Annotated in this window: 16 protein-coding genes and 5 pseudogenes; 17 read left to right on the forward strand and 4 right to left on the reverse strand. The window is 58.4% G+C overall.

What is annotated here, in order from left to right:
* Positions 1 to 293: pseudogene (locus CKW40_RS40430) on the reverse strand (group II intron reverse transcriptase/maturase); the annotation flags it as partial.
* A gap of 787 nt (positions 294 to 1,080) precedes the next feature.
* On the opposite strand from CKW40_RS40430, the gene ehuB reads away from it, so the two are divergent.
* From ehuB to CKW40_RS40485, 9 genes and pseudogenes are all read left to right on the forward strand, one after another.
* Entirely contained in the window at positions 1,081 to 1,959 is an 879-nt protein-coding gene (gene ehuB, locus CKW40_RS40435) for an ectoine/hydroxyectoine ABC transporter substrate-binding protein EhuB (protein ID WP_095205163.1), read from the forward strand.
* A 2-nt stretch (positions 1,960 to 1,961) separates the two neighbouring features.
* Positions 1,962 to 2,621, forward strand: coding sequence for an ectoine/hydroxyectoine ABC transporter permease subunit EhuC (gene ehuC, locus CKW40_RS40440; protein ID WP_280175435.1), 660 nt, complete (start codon positions 1,962 to 1,964; stop codon positions 2,619 to 2,621).
* Positions 2,622 to 2,623: 2 nt separating this feature from the next.
* Positions 2,624 to 3,277 carry an ectoine/hydroxyectoine ABC transporter permease subunit EhuD gene (gene ehuD / locus CKW40_RS40445; RefSeq protein ID WP_095205164.1) on the forward strand — a complete coding sequence of 218 codons (654 nt, stop codon included), beginning with the start codon at positions 2,624 to 2,626 and terminating at the stop codon, positions 3,275 to 3,277.
* Positions 3,278 to 3,588: 311 nt separating this feature from the next.
* The gene (locus CKW40_RS40450) at positions 3,589 to 4,338 is read left to right on the forward strand and encodes an amino acid ABC transporter ATP-binding protein (protein ID WP_095205165.1); all 750 of its coding nucleotides are present in this window, start codon (positions 3,589 to 3,591) and stop codon (positions 4,336 to 4,338) included.
* A 608-nt stretch (positions 4,339 to 4,946) separates the two neighbouring features.
* On the forward strand, positions 4,947 to 5,309 hold the full coding sequence (locus CKW40_RS40455) for a transposase (RefSeq protein WP_095205166.1): 363 nt from the start codon (positions 4,947 to 4,949) through the stop codon (positions 5,307 to 5,309).
* 68 nt (positions 5,310 to 5,377) lie between these two features.
* The gene (istA, locus tag CKW40_RS40460) at positions 5,378 to 6,886 is read left to right on the forward strand and encodes an IS21 family transposase (RefSeq protein ID WP_095205167.1); all 1,509 of its coding nucleotides are present in this window, start codon (positions 5,378 to 5,380) and stop codon (positions 6,884 to 6,886) included.
* A pseudogene (gene istB, locus CKW40_RS40465) lies at positions 6,883 to 7,707 on the forward strand (IS21-like element helper ATPase IstB). The gene istA and the pseudogene istB overlap by 4 nt, the downstream one beginning before the upstream one ends.
* 457 nt (positions 7,708 to 8,164) lie before the next feature.
* Positions 8,165 to 8,509, forward strand: a complete 345-nt coding sequence (gene tnpB / locus CKW40_RS40475) for an IS66 family insertion sequence element accessory protein TnpB (protein ID WP_095205168.1) — start codon at positions 8,165 to 8,167, stop codon at positions 8,507 to 8,509.
* A gap of 317 nt (positions 8,510 to 8,826) precedes the next feature.
* Positions 8,827 to 9,450, forward strand: a pseudogene (locus CKW40_RS40485) (IS21 family transposase); the annotation flags it as partial.
* Here CKW40_RS40485 and CKW40_RS40490 read toward each other — a convergent pair.
* Positions 9,343 to 10,110, reverse strand: coding sequence for a hypothetical protein (locus CKW40_RS40490; protein WP_179298296.1), 768 nt, complete (start codon positions 10,108 to 10,110; stop codon positions 9,343 to 9,345). The pseudogene CKW40_RS40485 and the gene CKW40_RS40490 sit on opposite strands and share 108 nt — an antisense overlap.
* A 99-nt stretch (positions 10,111 to 10,209) precedes the next feature.
* Here CKW40_RS40490 and CKW40_RS40495 point away from each other — a divergent pair, with 99 nt between their 5' ends.
* Entirely contained in the window at positions 10,210 to 10,575 is a 366-nt protein-coding gene (locus CKW40_RS40495; RefSeq protein WP_095205170.1) for a transposase, read from the forward strand.
* Between the two features lie 232 nt (positions 10,576 to 10,807).
* On the opposite strand, the pseudogene CKW40_RS40500 reads toward CKW40_RS40495, so the two are convergent.
* Positions 10,808 to 10,924 (reverse strand): annotated as a pseudogene (locus CKW40_RS40500) (transposase); the annotation flags it as partial.
* Between the two features lie 247 nt (positions 10,925 to 11,171).
* On the opposite strand from CKW40_RS40500, the gene CKW40_RS40505 reads away from it, so the two are divergent.
* Positions 11,172 to 12,335, forward strand: coding sequence for an IS110 family RNA-guided transposase (locus CKW40_RS40505; protein WP_244571506.1), 1,164 nt, complete (start codon positions 11,172 to 11,174; stop codon positions 12,333 to 12,335).
* 425 nt (positions 12,336 to 12,760) lie between these two features.
* On the opposite strand, the pseudogene CKW40_RS40510 reads toward CKW40_RS40505, so the two are convergent.
* Positions 12,761 to 12,880 (reverse strand): annotated as a pseudogene (locus CKW40_RS40510) (IS256 family transposase); the annotation flags it as partial.
* A 211-nt stretch (positions 12,881 to 13,091) separates the two neighbouring features.
* Here CKW40_RS40510 and CKW40_RS40515 point away from each other — a divergent pair.
* From CKW40_RS40515 to tnpB (CKW40_RS40540), 6 genes are all read left to right on the forward strand, one after another.
* Positions 13,092 to 13,517: a hypothetical protein gene (locus tag CKW40_RS40515; protein WP_244571507.1), complete on the forward strand. Its 426-nt coding sequence runs from the start codon at positions 13,092 to 13,094 to the stop codon at positions 13,515 to 13,517.
* Positions 13,518 to 13,528: 11 nt separating this feature from the next.
* The gene (locus CKW40_RS40520; protein WP_095205171.1) at positions 13,529 to 13,813 is read left to right on the forward strand and encodes a hypothetical protein; all 285 of its coding nucleotides are present in this window, start codon (positions 13,529 to 13,531) and stop codon (positions 13,811 to 13,813) included.
* 1 nt (position 13,814) lies between these two features.
* Positions 13,815 to 15,092, forward strand: a complete 1,278-nt coding sequence (glyA, locus tag CKW40_RS40525) for a serine hydroxymethyltransferase (RefSeq protein WP_095205172.1) — start codon at positions 13,815 to 13,817, stop codon at positions 15,090 to 15,092.
* A 199-nt stretch (positions 15,093 to 15,291) separates the two neighbouring features.
* Positions 15,292 to 16,488 (forward strand): threonine synthase, encoded by a 1,197-nt coding sequence (locus CKW40_RS40530; protein WP_095205173.1) that lies wholly within the window; start codon positions 15,292 to 15,294, stop codon positions 16,486 to 16,488.
* Between the two features lie 423 nt (positions 16,489 to 16,911).
* Positions 16,912 to 17,316, forward strand: a complete 405-nt coding sequence (tnpA, locus tag CKW40_RS40535; protein WP_244571508.1) for an IS66-like element accessory protein TnpA — start codon at positions 16,912 to 16,914, stop codon at positions 17,314 to 17,316.
* Positions 17,313 to 17,538: IS66 family insertion sequence element accessory protein TnpB (gene tnpB, locus CKW40_RS40540; protein ID WP_143748503.1), on the forward strand; the 226-nt coding region annotated here is incomplete at its 3' end. The genes tnpA and tnpB (CKW40_RS40540), both read left to right, overlap by 4 nt.

Consider the following 17,538-nt stretch of genomic DNA (forward strand, 5'->3'; position numbering starts at 1 on the left):
TTCGGGATCATCACCCGTCGCACCGGCTGCGGCCGGTAGGTCTTCGAGACAAGTTCCTCGCGCAGGCCCGCCAGCCACCTCTCCGCGCCTTCCGCCTCGATCTTCGCGAATGTCACGCCGTCCACGCCCGGCGAACCCGCATTGGCGCGGGCCAGCGCATAGGCATGGCGCAACATGTCCTCACGGCAGATCTTGTCGTAAAGCACGTAGAAGCGGAAAGCGGGCTCCGCCTTCGCCTTACGATACAGCTTCCTCTGCAGGTGCCTGATCTTTTCGGGTGTTTCGAGGCTCATCGCCAATCACCCCCTCCTAACCAACTTCGAAAGCACACCAGAAGTCAGGGCCCTTCCCTCCACCGGCATTACCCGGCTTCAGCGGTATTATGACCCTGTCCGACTCCCACCGGTACCGCCGCCCTGACGGCTGCGTTGAGGCCGCTACCCTCATGCCGAGCGGGTCTCCCCCGTTACCCGCATCACCCTTCCGACGTGCCGTGCCCATTACCCCGGCGGATCGAACGGGTGCACATGTCGATTGCTTCCCCGTTCGCGCGGCCTTCCCCGAAATTCAGGCGGGTCGGCATCCACATCATCACTTTCGAGGCCTGCTCAGGCTTCACTCACGTTACGGCCCATCGGATTGCTCAACCGCCCAAGGCGGCCTTTGTCACGAGGCTTCGACCCGGCCAGTTACCCGACCGAGCCGCTCGTCAGCTACCAGACCAATCGACTACTATCTGGGTGGAACCTTCCTCCACTGGTGATACGCGCCATCGGGGCGCACTGAATTTTCCGGGCTAGGTCACACCGGGCTGTTGGATTTGATTGCGCCCACTCGACGTCCGCGCCAAGCCTTCCAGGCCAATCCAGACCATATCACATTTGAAAGAAACTGAAGGAAATATGATCTTTACGGAGGGTGCCGATGGAGGGATGCTTGGATGCATGGGAATTGGCGATGCGTACAGGCTAGGGCAGTTTCGACATCGCAACGGTCGACAAGGCTTGGAGGCATTCAACCGCCATGACGGATTCGCTCACAGCGAATAGCAGGAAGTAAAAAAACGAAAGGAACAGGGGAATGCTTTACAATATGAATGACTTTCGTCGCGGTGCCGCACTGGCTGCAGCTTTGATACTAACATCGATGTCGAGCGCGGGCGCCGCTACATCGTTTGAGAAAGCCAAGGAGTCCGGCACAGTAGAAGTCGGCATCGCTAACGAAAAGCCCTATGGGTATCTCGAAACGGACGGCTCGGTGAACGGAGTGATTATCGATGTGCTGAGGGCCGTCCTTAAACCTATCGGCATCGACAAAATCAAAGGAAATGTCAGCGAATTCTCGGCCTTAATTCCAGCTATCAACGCGCGACGCTTCGACGTCCTTGGTGCTGGCATGGCCATAACCCCAAAACGTTGCGAGGCAATTGCCTTCAGCAATCCCTTCACCCGCATTGCAAACGTTTTGGCGGCAAAGACCGGCAACCCGAACAAGATCCATTCGCTGGAAGATATCGCCGCATCAAAATCATTGAAGGTGGGATCGCAAGTAGGAGCGTCCCAGGTTGCTGATCTTCACAGAGTGGGAATCCCGGAGGACCGCATTGTTCTGTTCGCCCGTGATACCGAAGCGATTGCTGGATTGAAGGCCGGGCGGGTGGATGCGATCTACTATCCCGCCCTTGAGGTCAGCGAACTGATCAAGAAGTTCGGGGAGAGCGAAGTCGAGCGCGTTCAACCTTTCACAATCGCGAAAGACGACAAGGGCAAGCCCCTTTACGTCTTCCAGGCATTCGGCTTTAACAAGGCGGACAGTGACTTCGTGGCGGCCGTAAACGACGGGATCAAGAACCTGAGTGCTTCTGGCAAGCTTCTTGAAATTCTCGCGCCCTATGGCTTCACCAAAGACGATCTGCCGGACGCTAGCGTTACAGCTGAGGGTCTCTGCTCGGGTTCCTGATCATGGAAGCATTGTATGCTAAGGTCGAGTTCCTACCCCTCCTCTTGCGGGGGGTAGGAGTGACAGTGCGTATTGCTACGGAGTCGATGATAGTCTCCCTATTGTTGTCTTTCGTAGTCGGCATGGGGAGAAGATCCCGATTTAGCCTACTGCGTGCGGCGACTGTTGTTTACGTTGAGTTTTTTCGAGGGACTTCCCTACTGATACAGCTGTTCGTTCTCTATTTTATACTCCCGCTTTACGGGATTGGCCTTTCAGCAGAACTCACTGCGGTAATTGGCTTGGGGTTGAATCTCGGTGCCTACGGATCCGAAATTGTTAGGTCCGCGATCGACAGCATCGGGAAAGAACAAGTAGAAGCAGCGCGGAGCCTATCACTTTCGCGCTTGGTCACGTTTTGGAAAATTATCCTGCCTCAGGCGGTGATCATTATGCTTCCAAGTTTCGGCAATCAAGCAATCGAGACTGTTAAAGCGACAGCTCTCGTTTCGTTGATAACGATACCGGAACTCACATTTTACGGTCAAACTCTAGTCTATTCCACTGGGCAAACGTATATAATCTGGACAAGCGTCCTGCTCTGTTATCTGGCCATCAATACACCTTTAAATCTGATCGTATTGTGGGCGGAGCGACGGGCCGGCCGCTTTTCGAGGGGCTAGCTGTGCAATTTGATTTTCATTTCGCCTGGAGCATACTCCCAATTCTCCTTCAGGGCGCAGTTATAACGGTCATCGCGACCCTTGGAGGTTTCGTGGGCGCCCTTCTTGGGGGTGGCGTACTCGCTGCGTTCCATCGCTCCGGCTCAGTGGCACTGAAATCTTTCTCAATCGGTTACATCTATTTTATCCGCAACACGCCCCTTTTGGTGCAATTGTATTTTATATTCTACATACTTCCGACTGGAGGCCTTACAATCGGAGCTCTTTGGTCTGGTATCATCGGGCTGTCGTTACACTTCTCAGCTTTCTTTTCTGAGGTTTACCGCGCCGGTATCGCCTCAGTCCCCCGCGGACAGTTCGAGGCGGCGGACTCGTTGGGCTTACACAGAGGGAAGACGTGGCTTCTTGTGGTTGGCCCCCAGGCGATCAGACCGATATTGCCGGTTCTTGGCAATTACTTGGTGGGTATGTTCAAAGATACACCTATCCTTTCTGCTATAACGGTGGTCGAACTATTCGGGGCGGCGCAGAATATTGCCGGGCTTACCTTTCGATACAATGAACCCTACACAATGGTGGCGCTCATATTTCTAGCTATAAGTATTCCATGTTCATTGGCCATCAGACGTCTCGACACAAACGCTAGCAAAAATTGAAACTGGGAATGGCGGTTCAGTTCGGCTGCTCTGAACCGTAGTTCACGAATGGAACCGGCGGATGAAATGCGTCTGCGCTGCGGGAACCAGGGGCCCACGGATTGCGGCGGGGTGCTCGCAACGTTCGCGCTCTGTGCGTTCTTACTCTGGCGCCGATGTGATTTTTCCGACTGTGCCTGATTGCTTAGGGCGCGATAGTTCTTAGTCGCCGAAAAGGCCCTAACGTTGTGCTGCAATCTCATGCGATGGATCGAGGCTACCCCATGGACCAAATAGATTTCTCATCTGACGTCAGTAGAAATTCTTCACCTATGCACATCTCGACCACCGATGTCGCTATCGACATCGTAGGCATGCACAAATGGTACGGCGCGTTCCATGTGCTGAAGGGCATCAACCTCAAGGTGATGCGCGGCGAGCGCATCGTCATCTGCGGTCCGTCCGGTTCCGGCAAGTCGACCATGATCCGCTGCATAAACCGGCTGGAGGAGCACCAGAAGGGCAAGATCATCGTCGACGGCAAGGAACTCACCAACGATCTGAAGAAGATCGACGAGGTGCGCCGCGAGGTCGGCATGGTGTTCCAGCACTTCAACCTGTTCCCGCATTTGACGATCCTCGAGAACTGCACGCTGGCGCCGATCTGGGTGCGCAAGATGCCGAAGAAGCAGGCCGAGGAAATCGCCATGCATTTCCTCAAGCGCGTCAAGATCCCGGAACAGACCAACAAATATCCGGGCCAGCTCTCCGGCGGCCAGCAGCAGCGCGTGGCGATCGCCCGCTCGCTCTGCATGAACCCGCGCATCATGCTGTTCGACGAGCCGACCTCGGCGCTTGATCCGGAAATGATCAAGGAAGTGTTGGAGACGATGGTGGGGCTCGCCGAAGAAGGCATGACCATGCTCTGCGTCACCCACGAGATGGGCTTTGCGCGCAAGGTCGCCAATCGCGTGATCTTCATGGATCAGGGCCAGATCGTCGAGCAGAATGAGCCGGAGGCTTTCTTCAACAGTCCCCGGCACGAGCGCACGAAATTGTTCCTGAGCCAGCTCTTGCGCTAACTAGAATCGCTGGCGCTGCTGCCCAGCAAAGCCGGCGATCGCTTTCGGCACGATCTTGGCGTCGAAAATCTTCGCGAGCGGATCGGGCCGGCGCCCTGTTCCGACGCGATGGCGGCTGCCATCGCGAATTTGGCGGAGCGATGAGTGGCCGCTCCTTGCGGGCGCGGTCCACCTGTAGACGATCGCCTGCAGCCTTCAAAGCCGCGGTGCTTGATTTCGGTCCACAGTTACAACTCGTTTCGCTGGCGTTCCTCCTTCTTCCCGGCGCTTTTCGAGATAGTTTCGAAACAGATCCATGAAGACGCGCGGGCGGCCCCGGCGCTCAGGCTCACTGCCCTCTGCGAGCCAGCTTGCCAATCGCCAATCCGGGACACGATCTGTCGCGGCGACAGGTCAAGGATTTCGGCATAGAGCTCACGGCGCTAGAGCACATCCTGCTTAATCCGGATCATATCCTGCGGCTTTGAAGTAGTTTTCGCACTCGGTCGGGGAGAACAGCTCGACGATCGAGCCGACGGCCTCCCACAGAGTACGCATACGCTAAAGGCCGCCTACTGACGCGTTCCTAGTGGCGGTAGTGTCCGCTTAGATTAAGTGGACGCTTGGCAATGAAGTATCTGGCTATGGAACAGCCGTCGAGGGTGGAAGCGAGCACGCCCGCGGCTCTGCCGCTGCCGACGGATGCGGGCCGACAGCGGACGCGCCGCTCCTGGACGGTCGAGCAGAAGCTGGCGATCATGCGCGAGGTGCAGGAGTCCGGTGATCCGGTGGCGGTTGTCGCGCGGCGTCACGACATGAACGCGAACCACTTGCACATCTGGATGAAGCAAACCCGGGAACGGAGATCGGGTGACCGATCCGAGACCCCACCAATCGCCTTCATTGAAATGGGTGTGGTCGGTCACAGCGTGCACGATGTAGAGCCGGATACGGCGCGTCGATCAACCTGGCGACGGCGCGAACCCACATAGGGGTTCACGCCGTCTGGTGATCGCGATGTGTTGGGTTCATTTCTTCTTCCCGCTCAAAGGAAGAATGAATGCCCGGCAGACACATCACGGATCAACAATTGAGGCTCTATATGCAAAATCGCCAGAAGCACAGTGTCCCTGTCGCGGCCGCCAAATCAGGTTTCAGCCCATCCACTGGTTATCGGATCGAAGCAGACCCCCGTCCACCAAGGGAGAAGAAGGTCAAACACGAACGACGTCGGCCTGATCCATTGGAAGGGATATTCACCGAAGAAGTTGTTCCCATGCTGCAAAGCGCTCCCGGCCTGCGCCCTGTCGGCATTCTTCGTGAGCTTTGCAAGCGTCATCCCGAACTCGGTTCTGGTATTCGCCGCACACTCGAGCGCCGGATACGGGCATGGCGCGCGAGCCATGGCGAAGATCAGGAGGTGATGTTCCGGCAGGTTCATGAGCCGGGACGCATGGGGTTGTCGGATTTTACCCACGCACCGCACCTCAAGGTGACGATCGCCGGCGTGATCTTCGAGTACCTGCTCTATCACTTCCGGCTGGCCTATAGCGGCTTCGAGCATGCTGAGATTGTCGAGGGCGGCGAAAGTTTTGCCGCGCTGACAAGTGGCTTGCAGAACGCCCTCTGGTGTATCGGCGGAGCACCGCGCGATCACCGCACTGACAGCCTTTCGGCTGCATTCCGCAATCTTAATGCCGATGCCGCCCAGGATATGACGGATCGGTATGAAGCGCTTTGTGTCCATTATGGCATGAAGGCCAGCCGCAACAATCGCGGCGTCGCCCACGAGAACGGCGCCGTCGAAGGATCCCATGGCGATCTGAAGCGGGAACTGGAGGATGCTCTTCTCCTGCGCGGAACGCGTGACTTTGCCGACGTCACCAGTTTTGCCGCCTTCATCGACGAGGTTGTCGGCCAGCGCAATGCCCGTCGGGCCAGGGAGATCGCCATTGAGCGCGAAAGCCTGCTGGCGCTGCCGCGCAAGCGCCAGCCCGAAGGCGAAGACGAGATCGTCTATGTCACCAGCAGTGGAGGCTTTACCCTTCGCCGGGTCTTCTACACCGTTCCTTCACGGCTGATCGGACATCGGCTGCGCGCACGGCTCTTCAAGGAGCATATCGAACTGTTCCTCGGCGGCACCTCCCTGATGAAGCTGCCGCGCGTCAGAGGCCAGCTCGGCCCTGTCCAGCATGTCGTGAACTACCGTCACGTCATTCATTCCCTGCGCCAGAAGCCGGGAGCTTTGCCCAGACTCGGCTATCGCGATCAGCTCTTCCCCAGGGATGCCTATCGCAATCTCTACAATGCCGCCATGGAGGCGCTGCCGGAGCGCGATGCCTGCCGCCTGACGGTGGAACTGCTGAGCCTGGCCCATGAGCGCAATGTCGAGGCTGCACTCGCCTACGCCATCCAGGGCGAACTCGATGCGGGAACTCTGCCATCGCTTGACGGCATGCGCGCCCGCTTTACGCCGAACCCGGCCAGTGTTCCGCAGGTCAGCGTCAATCTGGGCAAGCTGGTCGATTACGACAGGCTGATCGGCACTCGCGGGGAGGTCTTGGCATGAGGCCCAATGATCCTGTCGATACCGCGCGCATGTCCCTGATGCTGACCGATCTGCGGTTGCCCGGCATCTCCAGGGCCTGGCCTACCTTCGCCGAGCGGGCTGACACCGAAGGCTGGCCAGCCGCCCGGCTGCTGGCGGCGCTTGCTGAGTTCGAGGTCGCCGAACGCGAAACCCGGCGTATGCAGCGCCACCTCACTGAAGCACGTCTTCCTCCAGGCAAAACCCTCGATACCTTCGACTTCACGGCTGTGCCCATGGTCTCGAAGGCCCGGGTCATGGCATTGGTCGCGGGCGATGTCTGGTTGAAGAACGGCGCCAACCTGATGCTGTTTGGCGGACCTGGCGGCGGGAAATCGCATCTGGCGGCCGCCATCGGCGCCGGACTGATCGAGAATGGGTAGCGTGTGCTGTACACCCGGACCACCGACCTCGTTCAGAAACTGCAGGCCGCACGACGCAATCTCGATCTTGAGGGGGCGATCGCAAAGCTCGACAAGTATCATCTGCTGGTGCTCGACGACATGGCCTACGTGAGCAAGGATCAGGCTGAAACCAGTGTACTCTTTGAGCTGATCAGTGCGCGATACGAGCGCCGCTCGCTTCTCATCACCGCAAATCAGCCCTTCGGTGAATGGGACAGGGTCTTTCCAGATAAGGCCATGACTTTGGCCGCCATTGACAGACTGGTTCATCACGCCACGATCTTCGAGATGAACGTCGAAAGCTACAGGCGCAAGACCGCTATATCCCGTGTGACAACGCATGGCGAGGATGCTTCGGCATCGGCTTCATCCTTCCCTGTTCCGGTTCCCGCCGATTGACGCGCCGCGACAAACAAACATCAGCATAGATTGTCGCGCAAATGAAGGTCGGCCTTCCATTCAAACGGGGCCGGCCTTTTTTGTTCAGCCTCCAGCGACAAATGTCTCAATCCAGATTGACGCGCCGCGACAATCGCAAACGCGGCCCGAGTGACGCTCCGCGACAATTACGCAAACAGTCCTTGCAACTCATCAATGCACAGTCCATCTTCACCAAATCGCGGCCACTTGACTCTTCATCCTGATCGTCGTGCTCCTCCATCTACATTGTCGCGCCATAGCCGGAAGAGCCAGGTCCTGTGCGATCGCACTCCGAAGTGCCGGCTGCGAGCTGCCAAGCGGTGTCTACCGGTGGCCGGATGGAAATCGTCGGGGTCAACGGCCGGCGTGTGATCGTTGACCGCACTGTCGACGTCAGTGTCCTGCTGCGGATCTTGCAGGGCCTGGAAATGCTGCGATGATCCCGACAGAAGGCGTGCTTGTGTGGTTGGCGACAGGCTACACCGATATGAGATGTGGCTTTCCATCGTTGGCGCTACGGGTGCAGGAGGTCCTCAAACATAATCCCCTTGGGGGGGACCTGTTTTGCTTCAGGGGGAAACGCGGAAATTTGTTGAAGGTCATCTGGCATGATGGCCAAGGAGCATGCCTGTTCACAAAAAGGCTCGAGCGCGGCCGCTTCATCTGGCCGACAGTTGAGGGCGGAGTTGTGACAGTATCTCCAGCACAGCTGAGTTATCTCCTGTCTGGGATAGACTGGCGAAATCCTCAGGAAACGTGGCGTCCAACTCGGGTTGGGTAGCATTTTTTGATTGAAAATATAATGAAATGTAATTCAATCGGCGCATGACTTCGAAGCCGGTTGATCTTCCCTCGGATCTTGCCAGCGCCTACGTGGCGCTGCTAGCCGAGCGTGAGGCGCTGCTTGCAAATTCCGAGGGAAGTCGCCCCCCGATTCCGAGATGATGTCGCCCCCTCGTTCCGAGAATTAACCGCCCCCTGATTCCGAAATGATGCCGCCCCCTGGTGGCGGTGTTTGGGCCGGGTGCTCTGCTGGTGGAATGTTTCTTCTTTTGGGTTGTCCAGGGAAGGAACGAAATGCCTGCGGAGAGAGTGACCATGCGGCGTGTCCGCGAGATTTTGAGATATCGATTTGAAGAGGGCCTTGGCCACAAGGCGATCTCATACCGTGTGGGCGCAGCGCCCTCGACGGTGCGCGAAACGCTTCGCCGGGCGGAGGCTGCCGGCCTGGCCTGGCCGTTAGGGGATGAGATCACGGACGCGGTCCTGGAGGCTGCGCTCTACAAGGCGAACGGGACGAAGACGGGGCACCGCCGCAGCGTGGAGCCGGACTGGGCTTACGTGCATCGCGAGTTGAAGCGCAAGCATGTGACGCTGCAGATCCTTTGGGACGAATACATCGAGCGTCACCCCGATGGTTACCGTTACAGCCGTTATTGTGATCTTTACAGAGGCTGGGCATCCAACCTGCCGGTGACGATGCGGCAGAACCATGCCGCTGGCGACAAACTCTTCGTCGACTACGCCGGCGACACTGTGACCGTGGTCGTCGACCGGCTGAAGGGCAAGACGCGGTAGGCGCATCTGTTCGTGGCCGTGTTGGGGGCGTCGAGCCTATCCTATGCGGAAGCGCGCTGGAGTGAGACGCTTCCGGACTGGCTGGGGTGTCACGTCAATGCACTGGAAGCGTTCGGCGGCGCGCCGGCTCTGTTGGTTCCCGATTACGTGCCCGGGCACGTAATCGGGAACAGTGATGGCCGTCGCTCCGCCAAAACAGGCGAACATGCCGACATGGCAGCCGATCCAGTCGGCGAGCCCTTCGCTGGGCCGGGCTTCAGCATATACATAGCTCGAGGCCCCCAACGCGCCGACGAACAGCTTCATCGCCTGGGCTTCACCCGTTATCGGGTCGATGACATCGATGGTGTCGCCAGCGTAATCGACGAAGACCTTCTCACCGGCGGCATGGCGCTGGCGCATCGTCGGCGACACACGCTGCTTCCAGGCCTCGTAGTGCTCGCAGAACCACGAATAACCGTAACCGCCCGGATGCTCGGTCCGATATTCCTGCCACAGCAAAGCGCGTGTCACCGCCGGGCGCCGCAGTTCACGATCGACATGGGCCCAGTCAGGCTCAGGGCTGCGATCCATTGCCGTCGCGGCTGGCTGGCCCGGAAACAGCCGTCGTTCCAGTGCTGTGTCGCTTATCGCCTCGGGCAACGGCCAGCCCAACCCAGCTGCCTGAGCCCGACGCAAGTAGTCGCCCACGGACCCTTTGCTGATGCCAAGCGAGGCAGAAATTACCCGGCTGCTCAGCCCACTCTCGTACTTCAGTCGTAATAGTTCGCGTATGCGGCGCATCGACAATCTTTCGCTCGGCATCTGGCTTCCTCGTTAAAAAACGAGACAAGCCATAGCTCGCTCAGACTGTCGGTCGAGGCTCCTTCACCCGCGCTTCAACGGTGCCCACGATCCCGTGGAATGGCTGCCCATGATGGCGTGGAATTCACAAGACTATGCGGCTTGGCTCGGCCTCACGCCCAAACCGCACTCCACCGGAGGCAAACACAGAAGGTCGGCCGAATCTCGAAGATGGGCAATCGTTATATCCGACGATTGCTGTATCTGGGCGCCATGGCGCAGATCATGCTCAGATGTCGGCTCAAGCGCGAGCCGGGACCGGACTGGCTATCGAGTATGCTGATGCGGAAGAAGACGAAGGTCGTTGCCATCGCCTTGGCGCATCGTATGGCAAGAACAATCTTCGCCGTCATCAGGGATGGATCGCGTTACAAGCCGCAGGCCACTGCCGCCCGACAGGCTCTCCGAATGGTCAGGGCAAAGTGAGGTGATGGCGAACAAACGGAGACGAAGAACCAGGACACCCCGATCAATCCGAAGCGCCTCGAGCGCGCTCGATTGAGTGGGACCTGTTCTCCAAGCGGATATTCATCAGGGCGCGCGGCGAAGACGTTGTCCAGCCGCATGAGGAAGCCGGATATACGTCAGCAGTTGTGACCGACGATCTTGATCCAGCCGACCTGTTGCAATCGGGCGGGGTCCATATAGGTCCATACACATCGTTCTGTTCGAGCAGGATTGCGCCGACGAGGCGCACGATCGCATCGTCGTTGGGGAAGATGCCGACGACCTCGGTGCGGCGCCTGATCTCTTCGTTGAGGCGTTCCGGCATGTTGATAACCGGTATGATCATGACGGTGCCATCCGATCCCCGCTGGAGATGATCGATTTTCGGCGTATGGTGCGACCATCCGGGACAGGGGCACCGGGAGCACGCTAAGTGCGGGCAGGCCGATCTATTCGATGAGCTGCGAGCTCGCGTTAGTAGCTGGCCGCCCCTGCGACCTGCCCGGTTGCGCCGAGAGCGCGGATCCGTAGGTGTCGCGTCGCCCGCCGGCTCCCGACTGTTTGAGGAGGAGCCGATGAGACGCGTGATTGGACTGGACATCCACCGCACCTTTGCGGAGGTGGTGATTTGGGAAGATGGACAGCTGCGCCCTCACGGGCGGGGTGACAGGACCCGCTCGGGACTGGAAGGCTTCGGCCGCAGTTTGCGACGGTCGGATGAGAGTTGTCGTCGAAGCTACGGGCAACGCCATGGCGGTGGTGCGGGTTCTGTCGTCGGCCGGGTGATTGTCGCCAACCCGATGCAGGTGAAGGCGATCGCCCATGCCAGGATTAAGACCGACAAGATCGATGCCGGGTTTTTGGCGCAGCTCCATGCCAGCGGCTTTCTGCCGGAGGTCTGGGTTCCCGATGGGCGGACTGAGCGGCTTCGCCGCCTCGTCGCGCGGCGCAACCAGGTCGTGCGGCATCGCACGCGCGTGAAGAACGAGGTGCATGGCATCCTGCAGGCGCACCTCGTGCCGAAGTGCCCACTTGCCGATCTGTTCAACCCTCGGGGTCGCGCCTGGCTCGAGCGGCACGTGCTTCCTGACGACGAGCGGGCTGCTATCGCCCGCCACATCCGCGAGATAGACCGCCTGGCCGAGGATCTGGCTGACCTCGATCAGGAGATCGCCCGGGAAGCGGTCGATGATGTGCAAGTCCGGCGGCTTCAGACCATCACCGGCGTCAACGCCATCGTCGCGAGCGGTATCATCGCCGCCGTCGGCGACATCCGGCGGTTCCGTGAACCGCAGAAGCTGGTGAGCTACTTCGGCCTCAATCCTCGTGTGCGCCAATCCGGCCTTGGCTTGGCGCAATATGGCCGGATCAGCAAACATAGACGTTCCCATGCCCGCGCCATGCTGGTCGAAGCCGCCTGTGCGACGGCAAAGGCGCCCGGACCGCTCAGGGCTTTCTTCCTGCGCATTCGCAACAAGCGCGGCCATCAGGTCGCAGCCGTGGCGGTCGCCCGCAAGCTCGCCGTGTTGATCTGGCATCTGCTCACAAAGGAGCAGGACTACTTCTGGGCTCGCCCGGCGCTGGTGGCGGCAAAGCAGAGGCAGCTCGCTCTCAAGGCTGGCGCGCCGGGCGAGCGCGGTGTCGGTCGCCGCGGTTCGGCTTACGCCTACAATGTGAAGGAGTTGCGAAACAGCGAGAAAGCCGCGGCCGAGAATGCACCGAACGTGCCTACGAGCTAATGGTTCGGCATTGGCGGTCACGCGGGCCGAAGCGGCGCACGGACGCCACAAACGAGGAACGACTATAACGGCTGCGTGGCGGTACTCTCATCCTCTCGCACCACTCTTTGCCACTTGGTCGTCCGTGCCGGACAAATATAGCATAAAGAATGTGGCGGCACGACCGACGCCTCGACCCGCTTCAGACTGGCGCCGTGCTCGACGCCGTCAAGGCGTGGCCTGGAAATCTCGCAGCCGGCCCTGGCGCCATCGCACCAGCCAGCCTTGACTGCGTCTCGACACGCTCGCAATAGGCTGGGGCGAAGAAACAGCTCACTTGAAGCCGAACAAAGAAACAAACAGGAGTCGAATAAGCCGAAATCACGCTTGTCGATGTCATCCGTCGAATGCCGCTTGGTGCGGTGCTCCTTGGGGAAGCTCATCTAGGCGAGCACGTCATGTTCAGCTTCGTCCATGATGGTGGCGAGCTTGGGGACCTTTGGCCGGATCTGGTCGGCGACGGGGCGCCATTGGGTGCTGGCGACCTCTGCTGTCTCCTGGGCCCAGCCAGGAAATGTCATTGTGTTTCAAAATTTTTCGTCGCACTTCTTTGCGGTTTTATACATTTACATGTAAGTATTGTAACATAAATATAAATCATTTGTAAATATCGAAACTTTTCTTGACGCCTCACCTCGAAGCGGAATACTTAGCAACGCTGTGAGAGCGCTCCTGACGTCGGTCTGCGCTTTGCTATGCCGATAATCTGACTGCGCAATGGACAGGGAGATCGAGATGTTTCTTAGAGCGGACGGATCTGAAGTATGGCTGCAGAGCTCGACCAGGTTGCCTTACCTATCCCTCGGCGGCGTCATCGAAACTTCGGAGGACTATCTGACAGTTCGATCGAGGCTCGGTCGAACCTATGAGCTGCTTTCCGGCGTCGCTTCCGACGACGCATTCCTGGTGCAAGAACTCGAGGCTGGCGGCGGCGCCCTGGTCTTCTGCGCCCGATCCGACAAGAATTGCGCCTTGGTGCTGCTGGGGAAATTTGATCCCACCCTACAGAAACGAAGACCTTGCGCTGTCCTCGAAGACCTCGTCGAAGTGATCGAGAACGCCGTAGATGGAATTATTCGGCAAGCCGGTGCGACCATTCGTTTCGAAGTCGTGCAGCCAGAGGTTGCAGTAAGTGCCGGCTGAAGGAAGATGTCATGAGTCAGCGCATCTCCATGAGCATCAACTCGGCTGGCATCGAGACTATGCATCTCGCAATGCAGAGCGATTCCGGGTTGCCCCTCAAACGCGGCCTTCGCCGCCATATCGAGACGGAGCGCGTCAAGCCACTGTTCCGGTTGCTGCGTTCGGCCCGCTGCAGCAACAGCCGGTGGAAGGTGGAGTTCGCAAGTTGCCCGCTACGGCTGTCGTATCGGATGAAACCGCCGCTGGATGGCATGTCCAGCCAGTTTAGTACGCAAGCACCCTTTGGAGATATCTGAGATGGACGCCTATTCTGAGGGCTTCTTTCAAAAGCGGCTCTCAAGATCCGATCCCGCGATCTTCGCCGCCATTGGACAAGAGGAGGATCGGCAGCGAACCCAAATCGAGCTGATCGCGCCAAAGAATTATTTGAGCGGCTCTAGCCGTGAGGCGTTGGCATCCATCATGGCCTTCACATCGGTCGAAGGTTATCCCGGTAAGCGCTACCATGCTGGCGTCGCCAATATCGACATCATAGAACAGCATGCCATCAACCGCGCCAAGCAGATGTTTCAGGCGGGTCATGCCAACGTGCAGCCCCATTCCGGCACACAATCCAACCAGGCGGTGTACTTCGCGCTACTGAGCCCCGGAGACACCGTGCTAAGCATGGACCTTTCTTCAGGCGGGCACTTAAGCCACGGTCTGCAAGCAAATCTGTCAGGGCGATGGTTCAACACCGTTACTTATGGAACCGACGAGGATGGTTTCATCGACTACGAAGCAATGGAGGAGGCGGCACAGACGCATCGCCCGAAGCTCATAATCGTTGGCGGATCTTCCTATCCGAGAGCAATCGACTTTGAGCGGGTCGCCAAGATCTCCAGAAATGTTGGCGCGCATAGCCTCGCGGACGTAGCGCATTTTGCCGGTCTCATAGTCGGCAAGGAGTATCCGCAACCATTTCCCCACATCGACGTCGTGACGACGACGACCAACAAGAACCTGCGAGGGCCAAGGGGCGGATTGATTGTCACGCGTGACAAAACGCTTGGAAAGAGGATAGACGCCGCCGTATTTCCAGGAATTCAGGGTGGCCCATTACCGGAGATGATGACAGCCAAAGCAGTGTGCTTTGGCGAGGCGCTCACTGATGAATTCCGATGCTATGCACGAAATGTACTCGCCAACGCAAGGGCTATCGCGCAGTGCTTCCAAGACCATGGCTTCGATGTAGTCACAGGAGGGACAGATACGCCTCTGGTCATGCTCGATCTGCGAAAAATCGGCTTGACCGGAGAGAAGGCGCAGGCGGCGCTAGAACGCCATGGTATCACTACAAATCGCAACCTGGTTCCGAATGATCGGGAAAGGCCGAACGTTACGTCTGGGCTTCGGCTTGGAACCTCCGCGATCTCTGCACGAGGCATCCCGCCCGCGGTAGCGCAAGAAATCGCCATAGTGATGGTGAAGGTTCTCAACCGCCTGAAAAGCACCCCATCGCTTGTGGACACGGCAGATTCCCATTTGGCTGAGAAGGTCAAATCAGTCGCCGCCTCCTACCCAATCTACGAGTGAGATAGAAGCGCCCATGATCCACAAGCCAACAGCGAGAACGCCGGATTTCAATCTCTCGCCGCTTCTCGTATGTGGAAAATCGACCTGAAATCGAAAGCCTGCAGCATCGCATTGATGAAAGTCTGCGCATTTTATTGATTGCGGTTAGCTCAATTCAAGCTTCAAGATGTTGGACCACTGAATTGGAAGGAGTCCGGGAATGCAGGCGCTTGGCGAGCGGAGGGAAAAATCAGTGCCATACAAGGTCAATTCCAAGCTTAACAGGATGCAGTGCATCGGGTGCCGCGCCCTTTATCCGTTAGACGACTATTTTGAAGGGTGTCCCGTATGCCTGGAGGCGGGTGCACCGACAAGTGTTGTGCCGCACTATACCGAATGGCCTCCCTCACTAGAGTTTGAGACGATCGGCGACTGGCTTTCATACCCGGACGCATCGGGTCTCGGTGAAGGCAACACTTCCTTGTCAAAACTTCCTCGCCTCGCTGCGGCTCTGGGCATAAGTGCATTGTCCACCAAAAATGAGTTTGCCAATCCTACCGGCTCGCATAAGGACAGGATGGTAGCAAAGATTGTCCAACGGGCAGTCTGTGTCGGAGCCAAGACGATCGCCGTAGCCTCTAGCGGAAATGCCGGAGTTTCGATGGCGGCTTATGCTGCACGAAACGGCCTCGACTGTGTCGTCGTCACTACGCCCGATATCAGTCCAAACTGGCGTCGAGCGATCGAAATGCACGGCGCTCGCATCATCGCAACTGCAACGCCTGATGATCGTTGGGCGCTCATTGCACACCATGCCCAAGCAGGCGACTGGTATCCGGCCACAAACTACATAATTCCACCTGTCGGAAGTAATCCGTTTGGTGTCGACGCTTATCGTGCCATAGCGCTCGAACTTTACCTTCAACTACAACAGGAGCCGCCGACGGACATAGTTGTCCCAACCGCACGCGGAGACCTGCTCTGGGGAATATCTAAAGGTTACCAGGATCTGCGCGACGCGGGTTTTGCGCAATCGATCCCAAGGGTTCACGCGGTCGAGCCATATCCGCGCATTCACCGGGCACTCTCCGGCCAAGGCCTGATCGGTGCATTCCCCGATGACACCATTATGGGTTCGATCGGTGGCATCACCGTCAGCCAGCAATCATTGCAGGCGCTTAACATGACGAACGCCTCATCCGTCGCAGTTGACGATGATACGGTATCCGCTGATCAGCTAGTCGTTGCGAGAGAGGGCCTATATCTTGAGCTTTCAAGCGTTGCCACGCTCTCGGGTTTGCGCAAACTGATCAATGAACAAAAAGTAGCAGAGAATGCACATGTGGTGCTCGTTGCCACATCCCACGGCTACAAGGAATATCCTCGATTCGCTAATCCGCGGGTTTCAATCGATTAATCGAGCTAATTTGGACCCAGAGGTAAGTCGCAATTTGACCAGCTTGGTGCGCGTTGATCCGCAGAAGAGTGGCGCCGTTTGAATCTTCCTCAGTTTTGCGCCGTAGCCGGTCTTGCGTCTTTCGGCCGCGCTCCGAGGTCCGCCTCGAGACGCCGCCTGGTGAGCAGGGACAGGATTTCGCACAGTTGCCAGTTCCATGTCGTCTTCACAGGCGAGCCAGCGACGCCAAGACGCCAAGACGCCAAGAATCGTCTGGCCGTTTTCAATTGTGCTCGGTGCTCGACGTATCCCTCCGGTGAGGGAGTACCCATCCGGTGAAGAGTAAGCGCCACGCCGCTCCCCTCGTGCGGCGCATGAGGTGAATGTGCCAAGAATGCCTCCGATCGCGAGAGACGGAGGGGCTACATGGGAGCAGACGGCAAAATGGACGTCCATTTGGACGTCTCGACAGCTGGCTACGCAGGCCGGCTGGAGGTTCTGGAAGGTCCGACGGGACGGCGGGTTCGTTCGGAGGCCGACAGAGCCCGGATTGCGGCCGAGAGCCTGATGCCGGGGGTGCAGGTGGCGGCGGTCGCCCGCAAGCATGGCGCGAGCCGCTGGCAGGTCTACGATTGGCGGCGTCGCCTTCGTCGGGGACAACTGGCACTGCCGGAAAGCATGGCGCCGATGTTCGCGCCGCTGATGGTGGAAGAAACATCAGCGCCTCAGCGGACGACGCAATCGACGCCGGCGAAGGTGGAAATCGTGATCGACGACATGGTGATCCGAACGGCGGTTGACCTCGAGCATCTGGCGCAGGTGATCCGTGCGGTGCGGGCCTCGCGATGATTGCACCAGGTGCCGATCTGAAGATCTACATGGCGACCCGTCCGGTCGACTTTCGTCGCGGCATGGACGGATTGGCATTGGCGGTGCAGGAGATACTCGGCCTCGACCCATACTGCGGGGCGGCCTTCGTCTTCCGGGCCAAAAGGGCTGATAGGATCAAGATTTTGGTCTGGGATCGCACCGGCCTTGTGCTCGTTCACAAGCGGCTCGAGGGCTCGAAGT

It is taken from the genome of Mesorhizobium carmichaelinearum, from assembly GCF_900199455.1.
Lineage (GTDB): Bacteria > Pseudomonadota > Alphaproteobacteria > Rhizobiales > Rhizobiaceae > Mesorhizobium > Mesorhizobium carmichaelinearum.